Annotated in this window: 13 protein-coding genes and 1 pseudogene; 11 read left to right on the forward strand and 3 right to left on the reverse strand. The window is 62.2% G+C overall.

Annotation, left to right across the window (positions count from 1 at the left end; translation table 11 throughout):
• Positions 1 to 112 precede the first annotated feature (112 nt).
• The 8 genes from ABIE52_RS29770 (at position 113) to ABIE52_RS29805 (ending at position 8,938) form a co-directional block, all read left to right on the forward strand.
• Positions 113 to 916 carry an ABC transporter ATP-binding protein gene (locus tag ABIE52_RS29770; RefSeq protein ID WP_003940309.1) on the forward strand — a complete coding sequence of 268 codons (804 nt, stop codon included), beginning with the start codon at positions 113 to 115 and terminating at the stop codon, positions 914 to 916.
• Entirely contained in the window at positions 913 to 1,626 is a 714-nt protein-coding gene (locus tag ABIE52_RS29775) for an ABC transporter ATP-binding protein (protein WP_003939931.1), read from the forward strand. The genes ABIE52_RS29770 and ABIE52_RS29775 overlap by 4 nt, the downstream gene beginning before the upstream one ends.
• Positions 1,627 to 1,629: 3 nt before the next feature.
• Positions 1,630 to 3,612: an ABC transporter permease gene (locus ABIE52_RS29780; protein ID WP_354541565.1), complete on the forward strand. Its 1,983-nt coding sequence runs from the start codon at positions 1,630 to 1,632 to the stop codon at positions 3,610 to 3,612.
• A gap of 58 nt (positions 3,613 to 3,670) precedes the next feature.
• On the forward strand, positions 3,671 to 4,954 hold the full coding sequence (locus tag ABIE52_RS29785) for an ABC transporter substrate-binding protein (RefSeq protein ID WP_003939841.1): 1,284 nt from the start codon (positions 3,671 to 3,673) through the stop codon (positions 4,952 to 4,954).
• A 13-nt stretch (positions 4,955 to 4,967) separates the two neighbouring features.
• The gene (locus ABIE52_RS29790; protein WP_030534908.1) at positions 4,968 to 6,689 is read left to right on the forward strand and encodes a class I adenylate-forming enzyme family protein; all 1,722 of its coding nucleotides are present in this window, start codon (positions 4,968 to 4,970) and stop codon (positions 6,687 to 6,689) included.
• Positions 6,686 to 7,087 (forward strand): nuclear transport factor 2 family protein, encoded by a 402-nt coding sequence (locus ABIE52_RS29795; RefSeq protein ID WP_021345212.1) that lies wholly within the window; start codon positions 6,686 to 6,688, stop codon positions 7,085 to 7,087. The genes ABIE52_RS29790 and ABIE52_RS29795 overlap by 4 nt, the downstream gene beginning before the upstream one ends.
• Positions 7,068 to 8,072: an LLM class F420-dependent oxidoreductase gene (locus ABIE52_RS29800; RefSeq protein WP_354541566.1), complete on the forward strand. Its 1,005-nt coding sequence runs from the start codon at positions 7,068 to 7,070 to the stop codon at positions 8,070 to 8,072. The genes ABIE52_RS29795 and ABIE52_RS29800 overlap by 20 nt, the downstream gene beginning before the upstream one ends.
• A gap of 65 nt (positions 8,073 to 8,137) precedes the next feature.
• Positions 8,138 to 8,938, forward strand: a complete 801-nt coding sequence (locus tag ABIE52_RS29805) for a crotonase/enoyl-CoA hydratase family protein (RefSeq protein ID WP_042451070.1) — start codon at positions 8,138 to 8,140, stop codon at positions 8,936 to 8,938.
• A gap of 46 nt (positions 8,939 to 8,984) precedes the next feature.
• Here the strand turns inward: ABIE52_RS29805 and ABIE52_RS34050 are convergent.
• A pseudogene (locus tag ABIE52_RS34050) lies at positions 8,985 to 10,287 on the reverse strand (MFS transporter).
• Between the two features lie 267 nt (positions 10,288 to 10,554).
• Positions 10,555 to 11,742 (reverse strand): ROK family transcriptional regulator, encoded by a 1,188-nt coding sequence (locus ABIE52_RS29820; protein ID WP_003946405.1) that lies wholly within the window; start codon positions 11,740 to 11,742, stop codon positions 10,555 to 10,557.
• A gap of 194 nt (positions 11,743 to 11,936) precedes the next feature.
• Here ABIE52_RS29820 and ABIE52_RS29825 point away from each other — a divergent pair, with 194 nt between their 5' ends.
• From ABIE52_RS29825 to xylB, 3 genes are all read left to right on the forward strand, one after another.
• On the forward strand, positions 11,937 to 12,167 hold the full coding sequence (locus tag ABIE52_RS29825) for a DUF3263 domain-containing protein (RefSeq protein WP_020970382.1): 231 nt from the start codon (positions 11,937 to 11,939) through the stop codon (positions 12,165 to 12,167).
• A gap of 69 nt (positions 12,168 to 12,236) precedes the next feature.
• Positions 12,237 to 12,554: a WhiB family transcriptional regulator gene (locus ABIE52_RS29830; protein ID WP_003946343.1), complete on the forward strand. Its 318-nt coding sequence runs from the start codon at positions 12,237 to 12,239 to the stop codon at positions 12,552 to 12,554.
• Between the two features lie 24 nt (positions 12,555 to 12,578).
• Positions 12,579 to 13,976 (forward strand): xylulokinase, encoded by a 1,398-nt coding sequence (gene xylB, locus ABIE52_RS29835; protein ID WP_047272588.1) that lies wholly within the window; start codon positions 12,579 to 12,581, stop codon positions 13,974 to 13,976.
• A gap of 7 nt (positions 13,977 to 13,983) precedes the next feature.
• On the opposite strand, the gene ABIE52_RS29840 is transcribed toward xylB, so the two are convergent.
• Entirely contained in the window at positions 13,984 to 14,700 is a 717-nt protein-coding gene (locus ABIE52_RS29840) for an HAD family hydrolase (RefSeq protein ID WP_075834066.1), read from the reverse strand.
• Positions 14,701 to 14,781 lie beyond the last annotated feature (81 nt).

The raw sequence follows: 14,781 nt of genomic DNA on the forward strand, positions 1-14,781 counted from the left end.
TGATGTCCCTTCTCGGCTCCGGATCGGGGGCCGCACGTTGACGGAGTGCCTCTGTTTACTGTAGTAATCTCTATCACACTGTTAATTGAAGTGTCACGAGGAGGTGAAACCAATGCTTGGAAACACACCACCCGCACAACCTGCGAATGACCCGGTCGTACTCACGCTCTCCGATGTATCGATCGAATTCGGCGGAGTCACGGCTCTCGACGACGTCGGCTTCGACGTCCACGCCGGCCAGATCTGCGGACTCATTGGGCCGAACGGCGCTGGTAAGACCACGCTGTTCAACTGCATCACAAGGATTTACGAACCGAGTCGCGGTGTCATCACCTGGCAAGGAACCGACCTCTTGGGATTGCGGCCCTATGCATTGGCATCTGCAGGGATCGCTCGGACCTTCCAGAATCTCGCACTGTTCAGCGGCATGAGCGTCTTCGACAACACCATGGTCGGCGGATCGTCTCGGGGCCGCTTCGGACTGGCGAGCGGGCTTCTCGGCTGGCCTCCAGCGCGCGCCCGAGTCCGAGAACTGCGAGAGAAGGCCTGGTACCTGCTCGAACGCCTCGAACTCGTCGACGTCGCGAACGCGCCGGCAGCAGGCCTTCCGTTCGGAACACTCAAGCGCGTCGAACTGGCACGAGCATTGATGTCCGAGCCTTCGCTGCTTCTGCTCGACGAGCCCGCCGGCGGGCTCACACACAGCGAAGTCAAGGAGTTGGGAGAACTGATCGTCTCGCTCCGCGACGACTTCGGCTTCGGAGCGCTTCTGGTCGAACACCACATGGGATTGGTGCTGGGTATCTCCGATCACGTTGTCGCACTGAACTTCGGCCACAAGATCGCTGAAGGTACTCCGGCGGAGATCCAGCAGAACGACGCCGTGATCAATGCCTATCTGGGGCGAGCGGCATGAGCCTGCTGAGCGTCGACGATCTGCATGCCGGTTACGGGCGAGGCAATGTACTGCACGGGGTGTCGCTCGACGTGGAACCCGGCGGGGTCGCTGTTGTTCTCGGCGCGAACGGTGCCGGCAAGACCACCATGATGCGCGCGCTTGCCGGATTGATTCCGCACCAGGGAACGATCACCTTCAACGGTTCGCCGCTCGGATCCAAACCTGAACGCGCCGTGGCCGCCGGCGTCAGCCTTGTCCCACAGGGCCGTGGAACTCTCGGTCAACTGTCGGTACGTGACAACCTGCTCGTCGGCGCTGCGCTTCGCAACGACAAGGCGGAGATCGAGGCCGACATCGAGCGGTGGTGTGAGACATTTCCGGTGCTCGCGAGGAGGTCCACACAGTTGGCAGGTTCGCTGTCAGGCGGTGAACAGCAGATGCTCGCGGTCGCGCGGGCATTGATGAGCCGTCCCACCCTTCTTTTGTGCGACGAACCGAGCCTGGGTCTGGCGCCCATCGTCATCGCCGAATTGTTCGACACGCTCGGTGCGATCAACCGGAGCGACGGAACTGCACTGCTGATCGTGGAACAGAATGCCGATCTCGCGATGAAACTCGCGTCGAAGGTCTTCCTGCTCGACGTAGGCACCATCGTCGCTGCCGGCACGCCCGAGGAATTTCGTTCCGACGACGTCGTGCGCAGCGCCTATCTCGGGTACCAGGAGTAAACGGTGACACTCTTTCTCGAACGACTCATCTCCGGATTGACCAACGGATCGATCTACGCAATTCTCGCGCTGGCACTCGTGGTGGTGTTCCGTGCCACCGGCACGATCAACTTCGCTCAGGGCGAGTTGGCCCTGTTCACAACCTTCGTGGCGTGGTGGCTCACAACGATGTCCTGGCCGATCTGGGCCGCGATCGGAGCGGCTCTCGCTCTCGGCTTCCTGCTCGGGGCGTTGATGGAGCGTCTGCTCATCCGGCCGGTTCAACGTAGAAGTGACATGGCAGTGCTGATAGTGGCACTGGGATTGTTCACCGGGCTCAACTCGTTGGCCGGAATGTTGTGGGGGAGCGAAACGAAGATCATGCCGAGCCCGTTTCCCAACGGTCCCACCGACTACATCTCGGTGGGCGGCGCGCGCGTGTACGGCGACGCACTGGGCGTACTGGTTGCGCTCGTTGTCCTACTTGTGTTGATGTCCTTGCTCTTTCGCAAGACGAGAGTCGGTCTGCACATGCGTGCCGTCGCGGACAATGCCGAATCTGCCACTCTCGCCGGAGTTCCGACCAGCCGGATACTCGCAATCGGCTGGGGTGTTTGCGGCAGCGATCGGCGCACTGGCCGGTGTCCTGGTCACTCCGCTCTCGCCGCAACAACTCGGCCTCACGACCATGTTCCCGATCTTCATCGCAGCATCTGCGGCAGCGCTGTTCGGCGGTCTGGACAGTCTTGTCGGCGCAGTTGTGGGTGGGTTGACGATCGGTGTTCTGGAATCGATGCTCAGCGGCTACATTTCGGTCATCGGCGGTTCGCTGCAGCAGACATCCGCGCTACTGATCATCGTGGTGATCCTCTTCGTCAGACCCAATGGACTGTTCGGTACCAAGAAACTGGAGCGGGTATGACGACGCTTGCCGAGAGAAATGAACCCGCGGTCGCCGAAAAGGCAGTCAGGCGACCGCGCGTGGTGGTTGCCGGATCGACGTCGTACCGGATACTCCAACTGGTTCTGCTGGTGGCTGCCGTCTGTGCCCTGCTCCTCGTGTCGCAGAGCGCGCCGTTTCGCGTAGGGCAGTTCACGAGTGTCTTCATCATCGCGATTGCCATCGCCGGACTGAATATCGTCAGCGGGTACACCGGACTTCTGTCGATCGGCCATTCTGCCTTCTTCGGCCTCGGCGCGTACACGACCGGCGTTCTGATCGTCGATCGCGGATACTCGCCGTTGACCACAATCCCGATGGCAGTCGTATTGTGTTTCGTACTAGGACTTCTCGTCGGGCTTCCCTCCTTGCGGATCAAAGGGCTGTATCTGGCTCTCGTTACCCTCGCCGTCGCTGTGGCGTTTCCCGAAGTGATCCGCAAGACCGGGGATCTCACCGGTGGCGCGGCCGGCATGGTCGTTCGTGCGAATCTTCTGGTCCCGCCGAAATGGACGGGTTTGACCCGCGCGGACACCTATCTCTGGATCTTCTGGGTTTCGGTAGTGACGCTGGCAGTGGTCATGCTCCTGATCCGCAATCTCGTCAAGAGTCGATTCGGTTTGGCAATGGTTGCGGTGCGCGACAACGAGATTGCGGCGAGTGCAAACGGCATCAACGTCGCGCGGGTCAAGATTCTCGCTTTCGGACTTTCCGGCGCGATCACCGGTCTGGCAGGTTCGCTGTTCACGATGTACATCGGCGCGCTCTCACCCGAGTCCTTTTCGTTGATGAAGTCGATCGAGTTCATCACCGGACTGGTGTTGGGCGGAATCGCAACGCAATTCGGCCCGATCGTCGGGGCGACGGCAGTGGTGTTCCTGCCGTACTACACCGGAAGCGTCACCGACGGCCCCGTGTCGGGAGTGGTGTTCGGCGCGGTGCTGATCGCGATCGTGTTCTTGATGCCGGACGGAATCGTCGGCCGGATCAACAGCGTTCTCCGACGGTTTGTCCTCGTGGTTCCCGCAGATCATCCCAAGTATCGCGAAGGTGAACCCCGCACCTGAGCGCCGTCTCCCTCGCCCACTCTCGTTTCTCTCAACTCACAGCAAGGAACTGGACGATATGAAAAGGCAGACCACGATTCCCGCAGTCATCGCCGCTGCGGCACTACTCCTTTCGGCCTGCGGAGGTAACTCCGACGCAGAGAGCAACACGTCGACCTCGGCCGGAGCAGTATCGGTCGACGACTGCAGCGATCCCAGTGGTGCCGCGGCGCCGATCACCGACAAACTCACGGTGGGGTGGAGTGGGCCGACGTCCGGCCCGCTCGCCGACGCGGTCGGCAACGTGATCGAAGGAATGCGAGCACGGTTCGAGGTCGAGAACGCGGCCGGCGGCGTCGGCGGCGTCAAGCTCGACGTCGTGGTCAAGGACGATGCCTTCTCCCCGGAGCGCGCCAAAGCCAATGTCGGAGAGTTCATTCAGAAGGACAAGGTCGACGTTCTGGGCACGTTCGGAGCAGGCCAGTTGAACGCCATCGCGGACGACCAGACCACTGCCTGTGTTCCACTGCTCTTCGCGCAGGCAGGCATGCCCGAGTTCCGGGTGATCGAAGACTTTCCGTGGACCACGGAGTATCTACCGGATCCGGGCGTCGAGATGGAGGTAGTGGTCGAAAGCCTGAAGAAGAAGTATCCGAGCGGCGCCAAGGTTGCCTTGGCCACGAACCAGACCGAGTCCGGACAAGGGATCGCCAACGGCTTCAAGTCCGCGATCGAAGGAACGAACTTCGAGATCGCAGCCGAAGAGGCGCTGACCGACCCCAAGACGGCGGCATCGACCCTCAAAGCCAGTGGCGCCGAGGTATTGGTGGTGGCCGGTGTCACCACCGATTGCCTCGCGATCACCCAGGCGATCGGACGTGTCGGATGGAAGCCCGACACCGTGATTCAACCGTCGAACTGCGTCGACGGTGCGACGCTGTATGCGCCCGCCGGTGATGCTGCCGACGGGCAGCAGGTGATGGTGTGGCTCAAGGATCCCAACAACGCCCTCTACAAGGATGACGCGGCGGTACGTGACTACCTGGCCGGTGCGGCTGCTCACGGTGCCGATTCCCCGACCAACAGCTACACCGTGAACGGCTGGGCCATCGGTGACCTGTTGGTGGACAACTTCACTCGGGCCTCTGAGTCATCCGACGGACTCTCACGCGCCAGCATCATGAGTGCCGCACGAACGCAGGACTACCACCCGCCGATGTTCATCGACGGAATCAAATTCACGATGACCGCGGACCATGCATTGGGAATCCTGGCATTCCAGCCGTTCGAGTGGAACGCCGCTACCCAGGCGTTCGAGAAGCAAGGCGACGTGATCGACATTTCCGGCCGTTACGAGAACTGAAACGAGTACGCGAATGAACAAGGCACACAGGGGATTGCACCCTCGCGTCAAGGTGGACGAATACACCTCGAAGGGGTGGTGGTCCGACGAGACGATCGATCAGGTGTTCCGGGCGCAGGTGCGGGTACGCGGTGACGAACTTGCCGTGGTTGATCCGGCGAACCGGAGCGAGTTGTCCGGCGGAGATCCGCGACGCCTCAGTTGGAACCAACTGGAGAGCGAAGTCATCGCGCTCGCTGCCGGCTTCTCCGAGGTGGGTTTGGGCCGGGGAGATGTTCTGGGCGTGCAGATGCCCAATACCGTCGAATTGGTCGAGGTCTACCTTGCAGCGTGGTCTCTGGGGATCGTGGTCTCGCCATTGCCCATGCAGTACCGCGAACGTGAAGTGGAAGGAATGGCAAACCAGGCGGCGTTTGCAGCATTTGTCACCGTACCCAGTTTTGGTGACAGACTCCCTGCTACGGAGATCGCTGCAATCAGATCCCGGATTCCCTCTCTGAGATCGGTGTTCGCCTACGCTCCCGCATCCGAGCTTCCGGCCCAGTTGCCGGCCGGTGTCGTGGGGCTGAGTCCTCGGGCGGCCACCGAAACACAGCGCAGTGAATTGGATGTCCGAATCACCGAAGATCCCAACGACCCCAACGATGCGATGACGATCTGTTGGACCTCCGGGACCGAAAGCGAACCGAAGGGGGTCCCACGTTCGCACTACGAGTGGCTGGCCATCTGCTGGGCCACGATCGACGCTCCCGACATCGGCGTCGGCGACGTCTTGCTGAACCCGTTCCCGATGGTCAACATGGCCGGAATCAACGGAATGTTCCTGCCGTGGCTCCGCACGGGATGTGTACTGGTACAGCACCACCCGTTCGATCTTCGAGTTTTCCTCGGGCAGATCGAGGCCGAGCGCGTGACGTACACGGTAGCGCCGCCTGCGCTGTTGTGGATGCTGCTCGCCGACGAGTCGATGCTCGCGGCGGTCGACCTGTCGAGCTTGACTCGGATCGGTTCGGGTTCGGTGCCACTGCAACCTCCGATGGTCCGGGGATGGCAGGAGCGATACGGAATCGGAGTCATCAACTTCTTCGGATCCAACGAAGGCATCAGTCTGCTCTCCTCGCCTGCGGACATGCCGGATCCGGACGACCGCGCACGGTACTTCCCCCGCTTCGGTGTCGAGAACTTTCGCTGGAGCACCAGAATCTCCGACTGGATGGACGTGCGCTTGGTCGACGTGGTCACCGGCGAGGACATCACCGAAGTCGGGCACCCGGGTGAGTTGCGAATCAGCGGACCGACGGTCTTTGCCGGCTATCTCGGCGATCGGCCGTCTCCGTTCGACGAGCGCGGATTCCTCTGCACCGGAGACATCTTCGAGATTGCCGGTGATCACGGGCAGTTTCTCCGCTACCTGGACCGGGGGAAGGACCTCGTGATCCGCGGCGGAATGAACATCGCCCCAGCCGAACTGGAGGGATTGATCGCCGAGCATCCGGCCGTTGCGGATGTGGCCGTCATCGGCGACCCCGACGAAGTACTCGGTGAGCGCGTCGCAGCAGTGGTCACGCTGCGGCCCGAGACCGAACTCGAGCTGGACGCTCTGGTCGCGTTCCTGAAGGACAAGCGCATCGCGTCGTACAAACTTCCCGAGCGGCTGGAGATTCGGAAAGAACTGCCGCGCAATTCGACCGGAAAGATCCTCAAGCGTGAGCTTCGACAGAAGAGTGTGGCATGAGTGTGATGAACGACAGTGACAAGCTTGCGTTGGCGCGTGAGATGTTCCAGGCGTGGGACGTCATGGACTGGACACGCGTCGTCGACCTGTTCGCCGAAGACGGTGTGCTCCACAGCGTCATGCAGGAACCTCTTGTCGGCAAGGAGGCCGTTGCGGGCCGAATTGCGTTACTGGCAAGCAAGTGTGAACGGATCACACTGAAGATCGAGTCTCTCGGCGTGATCGACGGAAGGGTATTTGTGCAGCGAGTGGACGACTTCCACTTCGACGGTACCCATGGCGTCGTTCCTGTTGTCGGAATCCTCAGCATGGCAGACGGACGGATCACCGAGTGGCTCGAGTACTACGACCGTCCGACACTGTTGGAGGGAATGGGTCTTGTCTCCGACTTCGAGTAGAGGTTTGCCGACCATCGACATCTCCCTGGGGTTGTGGCAGGACCGTCCGCCGCGGGAGGTGACCACTACCGCGCGCCTCGCCGACAAACTGGGGTTCGGCCGAGTGTGGGTGGGGGAGATGGCGACGTACGACGCCTTTGCGCTGGCGACGTCGGTCGGCGTCGGCTTCGAGTACTCCGAACTGGTGGTCGGCCCACTCGCGGTGACGGTTCGTGATCCGGCGATGATCGCGATCGGGGCGGCGTCGGTGGCCGATCTCACCGGGCGCCACGTGTCGATCGCCTTGGGTACGTCCAGCACTGTCGTGGTCGAAAAATGGCATGGACGAAGCAGGTCCGGGGCAGCTCGGGCGCTCGCGGAGTCCGCCCGCGGTGTACGAGCGCTGATGGACGGTGAACGGGGCGAAGTCGCCGGAACGGTGATGCGGACCAGCGGATATCGGCTGCGACTTCAGCCGCCAGGTGGGCGGCTGATCGTTGCGGCATTCGGGGACAAGGCGCTTCGGGCCGCGGTGGAGTTGGGCGACGAACTGGTGCTCAATCTGGTCAGCCCGGAGCAAGCGGGGCGCCTGATCACACGGTGCAAGGAAATCGCTGCCGAGTTGGAAACCGGCATGCCTTTCGTGTCGGTGTGGGCACCGGCTGCCGTCGCCGAGAATGGACCGTCACAGGTGTCGATCGATCAACTTCGACGCGGGCTCGTACCGTATCTGGCTGCTCCGGGGTACTCGGACATGTTCGTCCGCGCGGGCTTCGCTGATGTGATCGAGGCAGCCAGGGCCGGGGCCGCGCCGCGCGAGATCTTGAGCCAGGTCTCGGACGCGATGGTGGCAACGGTGGGAATCGTCGGGACTCCGGCCGATGCCCGCGAGCAACTCGAGGCGTACCGAGCGGCGGGAGTGGACTCCGTCGTGGCCGTGCCTTCATCCACTGATTCGGATCCTGCCGGCAAAGTGACCATGGAACTTCTTGCGGAGATGGCATGACGGACCCCCGACGAACTTACTCTCAGGTAAGTTCGTCGGGGGTATGTCTAACCGAAGGAGTAGCCGTGAGTGATCGCGTTCGTGTCGAGGTAGTGCAGTCGGTGGCGTACGTGACGCTCAGCCGACCGGAGAAACTCAACGGTCTCGATCTGGACATGCTCGACGCCCTGGTGGACGCCGCTCGAACTATCGAAGCTGATCGTTCGATCCGGGGCGTGATTCTTCAAGGCGCGGGTGACGCGTTCTCGGCCGGGTTGGACTTCGCCTCTGCGGGTAAGCAACCGAGGCGCATGGCGAAGGCCTTCGCGAAATTTCCCGGTCAGAAGACCAACCTCTTTCAACGCGCGTGCTGGGTGTGGCGCGAATTGCCCGTGCCGGTCATCGCGGTCGTTCACGGGCACTGCTTCGGTGGGGGACTGCAATTGGCGCTCGCCGCAGACTTTCGATTCACCACCCCCGATTGCACGTTCTCGGTGATGGAGGCGAAGTGGGGATTGATCCCCGACATGACCGGAACGGTCACGATGCGCGAACTCGCGGCAATGGACGTCGTGAAACGCCTCGCCATGACTGCTGAACTGTTCGACGGAAATCAGGCTCTCGAGTGGGGGTTCGTGAGCGGAGTCAGCGACAATCCGATCAAGCCGGCGCAGGAACTGCTGTCGCAGATCGCGGTTCGCTCGCCGGACGCCGTCGCAGCGACGAAGACGTTGCTGCACAAGACCTGGAACCGCTCGCCTCGCGGCGCGTTCTGGATCGAATCGCGGATCCAACTGGCGCTGATGCGAGGCAAGAACCACAAGATCGTGCGCACAGCGAATGCTGCGAAGAAGTTGCCGGAGTTCGCCTTTCGAAAGTTCGGCTGACAAACTCCGGCATCGCGACGCCGTTGGGCGTCCACATTCAGGTCGATTACACCATCAGGTCTCGTCCTGATCGATCCTTGATGAGCATCGTGGCGACGAACGAGACCGCGGCCAGCAGGGCGAGGTATATCGAGATGGCAAGGGTGCCACCGGTCTTGCCGAGGAGCCACTGTGCGACGGTGGGAGCAAAGGCGCCGCCGAAGATGGTGCCTACCGCGTAGGAGATCGACGCACCGCTGTAACGGATCGAAGCCGGGAACAGTTCGGCGAACAACGCGGGTTGAGGTCCGTACGACAGCCCGAGTCCGACCGAGAACAGGATCATCGCCACGTAGATCCAGCCGAGATTCCCGGTGTCGATGAGGAGGAAGAACGGCACCGCGAAGAGGACCATTGCGAGGTTGCCCACGTTCATCACCGTGGTGCGGCCGCGTCGATCCGACCAGTAGGCGCCGATCATGGTGAAAACGCCCCACGTGACGGCACTTGCGAGCGTGGCAATCAGTAGTTCGGTCTTACCCAGGCCATAGGTCTTGGTTGCGTACGCGACGATGAATCCGCCGATCACCATGTAGCCGTTGCCGTTTGTGCCGATGAAGGACAGCGCCGCGAGTACGACCTGCTTCGGGTGTTTCTTGAACAGAGTTCGGATAGGCGTGTTGCTCTCGGTGCGGCGTTCCTTGAGTTCGGCGAATACGGGTGACTCGCTGACCTTGCTTCGAATGTAGAAGCCGACGCCGATCAACACGACGCTGAGCAGGAACGGCACTCGCCATCCCCAGGGTGGTGAACTGTTCGTCCGTGAGGGTGAACGTGCACAGTGCCAAAACGCCGGTGGCGAGCAACATTCCGAGCGGTACTCCCATCTGTACGAACGCTCCGAAGAATCCTCGACGCTTGGTGGGTGCGTGTTCGACGGCAAGAAGAGCGGCCCCGCCCCATTCGCCGCCCGTCGAGAATCCTTGGACGACGCGAAGCAGGATCAACAGGATCGGTGCCCAGATTCCGATCGATGCATACGTCGGCAGCACGCCGATGAGAACCGTCGCGGCACCCATCATCGCCAACGTCGCGACCAGGACACGTTTGCGGCCGAGCCTGTCGCCGAGATAGCCGGCCACGATGGCACCGAGAGGACGGAAGACAAAGCTGATGCCGACCGTGACGTAGGAGACGATCTGGCCTGCCGAGCCCATCGGCTTGAAGAACAGGTCGGCAAAGATCAGGGCTGCAGCTTGGGCGTAGATGAAGAAGTCGTACCACTCGACGGTGGTGCCGACCATCGACGCCATCGCGGCGCGGTCGTATTCCTTCGCGGCGGGCTTGGTGCCAGTTCTGGTTGTGGTCATCGAGCTACTTTCTGCCAGTCACGTGGTTCACCGACACGGTGAAACTGCGAAGTCGGAACAGGGGAGAAACGCTGTTCGATCTGCGACGTTGCCGGTGTGCTCGGTGCATGCTTTTGGCTGACTCGGAGCGTTCCTGCGCGATCTCATCGTCGATATCGACAACCGAATGATCGGTAGGTAATGAATTATGCAGAAGTGTGAGCGTCAACACAAGCGATGCCGGAAAAGTCTGATTGTTTGATGCGGAGCGTGCGAGAAGTCAGCGACTCACGTGTGGAGTGACGCCGCGATCCGCAGATCGATTTCCCTGGCGCTGAGCAGATGGTCGAGGACGAGAACCGCACAACCGAGGATGCCGGATTGTGCGCCGTGGCTGACCGAAGCGATCTGAAGCTTTCGGGTGGCAAGCGCCGTTGCGTTGCCGTAGACGGACTCCCGAAGCCCGGCGAGGAAGAGTTCGTCCGCCTCGGCCATGTCGCCGCCGATGATCAGGACCTCGGGATTGAGGAGATTGACCGCGCCGGAAATGACGTCGCCGATCAGTCGGCCGCTGCTTCTGATGAGCCGGCGGGCTTCGCTGTCGCCGTCCAGGGCGAGGCGGACGACATCACGCACGTGACCGACGCTTCGGCCCTGATCTCGGAGGGCGTGCACGAGAGCCCAACCGCTGGCGACAGTTTCGACGCAGCCGACGTCGCCGCAGCGACACTTCATGCCCCGCGCTGCAGCGGTTTTGGTATGCCCGATCTCGCCGGACGCTCCGAGTGAACCGCGTTGGAGGACTCCGCCCATGACGATTCCTGCGCCGAGGCCGGTTGACGCCTTGATCATCAGGAGGTTGGGCGCACTCTCGCGTCGCTCGCTCAATTCGGCCAGAGCCATCACGTTGGCATCGTTGTCCGCGAACAGCGGAGCCGTGGTCACCGATGCCAGATAGGGGGCAAGCGCGACTCCGTCCCACCCCGCCATCATCGGAGAGTCGAGGCTTGCTCCCGCGGCGACGTCGACCGTTCCGGGAATGCTCAGTCCGATTCCGATGACCTCGGTAGACGCGCGGTGGACCTGGGCCAGTAGTGACGAAAGATGCTCGGCAATTTCGGGCATCAGTTCGTCGGGGCCGACCCCGACCGACTTGTCGATGTCTTCTGCCGCGAGGATCGTGCCCGCCAGGTCGGTGACGGCAAGTTGTGCCCGCGATCGACCGATTGCCACGACGAGAACCACGCCGGACGAGTTCGCGAACGTGAGAGTGGACGGCGGCCGACCGCCTGTCGACGGGCCCTCGTCGTCATCGGCAATCAAACCAAGCGATTGAAGTGCTGCAACCCTGGCCGATACCGCCGTCCTGGACAGGCCGGTGAGCTTCCCGATCTCGCTGCGCGTGGTTGCGGAACCGCTGCGTATCAGCGTGAATACCTCTCCCGCAGTAGCCGGAGTCGTGGACGGTCGGGTCATTGTCCTATTCAAGCATTCCTCGTCGGTAACTTCAGCGTGCGAAAGTTGGCATACTTTGTTCACAAAAAGACATAAGTAGGTCTTGTGAAAAAGCAGAAGTAGGCATAGTCTGTGTCTTGACTCACTGCCACGGGCGTCCGAGGAGACGAGTCGCAGTTTCTGTGAAGCAGGGCGCACAAACAGGGGAGAACCTGATGAGCCGCACCGATACACAAGAGATCGTCGAGTTCGCACGTAAGTGGCAGCAGTTCGACGGTGGACCTGACGAAGAGATCTTCGTAACCTTCGGCCTCGCCCCGGACGAGTATTTCCGCAGGCTGCAGGCAATTCTCGACGACGGCGTCGTAGCGCTGACTCCGCCGGTCACCGGCGAACTCGCAACGGTCTGTGCACATCGACTCGGCCAATCGGCCAGGCGTCGATAAGTCCGACCCGGCGTCAGCCCAGAGTCACCCGAATCCGTGTCACCCGAGTAAGGAATTGAGGTCGCCATCATGCACAAGCACCTTCCGATGCCGTACCCGACCGCCGAAGTGTGGGACTGGCAGCTGCAGGGAGCGTGCCGCGGGCACGATTCCGCGGTGTACTTCCATCCGGACGGCGAGCGTGGACACGCCCGCGAGAACCGTGAACGCAACGCCAAGAAGGTCTGCGCGACGTGCCCTGTACTCCAGCAGTGCCGCGAACACGCACTCTCCGTCCACGAGCCGTACGGCATCTGGGGTGGAATGACGGAGACCGAGCGCGCAGAATATGTGCGATCGCTGCGTAAGCGCAGCAACCGGATGCCCGCGGTCGCCAACGCGAGCTGACGGTCCTTCGGAAAGGACGCCAGTGTGACCCTCGTAGCCGGTATCGATTCGTCTACCCAGTCGTGCAAAGTCATTGTCCGTGATGCCGATTCGGGAGAGCTGGTACGAGAAGGGCGGGCGGCGCACCCCGTCGGTACCGAGATAGATCCGGCATGCTGGCTCGAGGCGATGGACAGTGCAATCGCCGCGGCGGGTGGGCTCGGCGACGTCGCAGCCGTATCGGTCGGAGCTCAACAGCACGGCATGGTGTGTCTGGACAGTGGCGGCGAGGTTGTCAGACCGGCGTTGCTGTGGAACGACACTCGGTCGGCGAAGGCTGCGACCGATCTGGTCGAAGAGTTCGGCGGACCCAAGGCGTGGGCCGACGCAGTTGGTGTAGTTCCGGTCGCCGCGGTCACGGCAAGCAAGCTTCGATGGCTGGCAGATCACGAACCCGGCAATGCCGATCGCACTGCCGCGGTGTGTCTTCCGCATGACTGGTTGTCCTGGAAGTTGGGTGGGTCCGGCTCGATCGAGGAGCTTGTTACCGACGCGGGCGACGCCAGTGGAACCGGCTATTATGCTGCCTCGACGCGCGAATATCGTAAAGATTTGCTGGCGTTGGCATTTCGCGGTCGAACCCCGCATGTTCCCCGAGTTGCATCGCCGAACGAAAAGATCGGAAGTACACGTTCCGGAGGTATTGTCGGGCCTGGCACCGGTGACAATGCCGCAGCCGCACTGGGTTTGGGAGCAGTTCCCGGTGACGTGATCATCTCGATCGGAACATCCGGCGTCGTCTCGGCTGTATCGGCCACCCCCACCCACGATCCCGGCGGGAACGTGGCAGGATTCGCGGACGCAACCGGCCTGCACTTGCCGCTGGTGTGCACTCTCAACGGCGCGCGCATTCTTGATGCGACGGCGTCCATTCTCGGTGTCGATCACGCCGAACTGTCGCGGTTGGCGTCGACGGCGCCCCTCGGAAACGACGGGCTGGTCATGATTCCGTACTTCGAGGGTGAACGGACGCCCAACCGCCCTGACGCCACGGGGGCCATGCACGGATTCCGGCTGCAGAACTCGACGCCTGCGCACTTTGCACGAGCCGCAATCGAAGGGCTCCTGTGCGGCTTGGCCGACGGCGTCGACGACCTGGTTCGTCAAGGCGTCGAGGTGAAGCGAGTTCTCCTCGTGGGAGGCGGAGCGAAGTCGCGCGCTCTCTGTGAGATCGCGCCGGCAATTCTCGGAGTGCCGGTCGTGATCCCTGCTCCGGGTGAGTACGTCGCCGAAGGGGCATGCAGGCAAGCAGCATGGGCACTGTCCGGGGACACGCAGCCGCCGGTGTGGCCGAAACCGGAAGAGCGACGATTCGACGCCGAACCAGCTCCCCACGTGCGCGAGCGCTACGCGTCGTTGCGCGAACTCACCGAAGGTGTCTGAGCGCTCCCTACAGAAGCCCGAACTTCCGCACTGCGTCGAGTAGCGCGTGCGGGCGTTCGGTCGTCGGCAGGGGATCGACGAGTGCGAACTGGCAACCGACGTCTCGGGCAGCGCCGTCGGCGATGTCGCTGTCACCGACCATCAGAGCCTGCGCCGCATCCACATCGAGTTGTGCGAGGGCGTACTCGAAGATCGCCGGTTCGGGCTTGACTGCACCTACCTCGAACGAGAGAACGAACTCGTCGACCCAGACGTCCCAGCCGCGGTCGGCGAACGCCGGACGGATGTCGAAGGCGATGTTGCTCAAGACGGCAGTGCGTATGCCCTTCTCCGACAGTGACTTCAGGACCTCGCCGGTATCCGGGTACGGCGACCACTGATCCGGATCGACCAGCAGGGCGTAGAAAGCTTCGGCCCGAACCGGATCGGGCACCCCGGACTTACTCAACACGTCGAGGTAAGCCTGACGATGCAACTTCGGATCCCGGTCGCGGTTCTCCCACGCGTAGATCCCCGCTTCGTCCATCTCCACGGTTCTGCCCACCGGCGCGGTCATCCGACGCATCAGCTCGGCTTGAGCGTGCACGTCGAGCGGATCGCCTTGGTGATCGACGAGGTGCTCGGTCCAATCGTCGCTCTCCTCCAAACGGAAGAGGGTTCCGGAGAAATCGAACAGCGTCGCGGCGATATGTCCGTCTTGATGGGCCGTGCTGTCAGTGTTCACCTCGACAGGTTATCGGCGTCCGCTTTCCGATGCGTGATGTGAGCCAGTGCACGCGTACTTTGAGAGAGCACATTTTCCGAG

Origin of the sequence: Rhodococcus sp. OAS809 (assembly GCF_040546695.1) — a bacterium.
Classification (GTDB): domain Bacteria; phylum Actinomycetota; class Actinomycetes; order Mycobacteriales; family Mycobacteriaceae; genus Rhodococcus_F; species Rhodococcus_F qingshengii.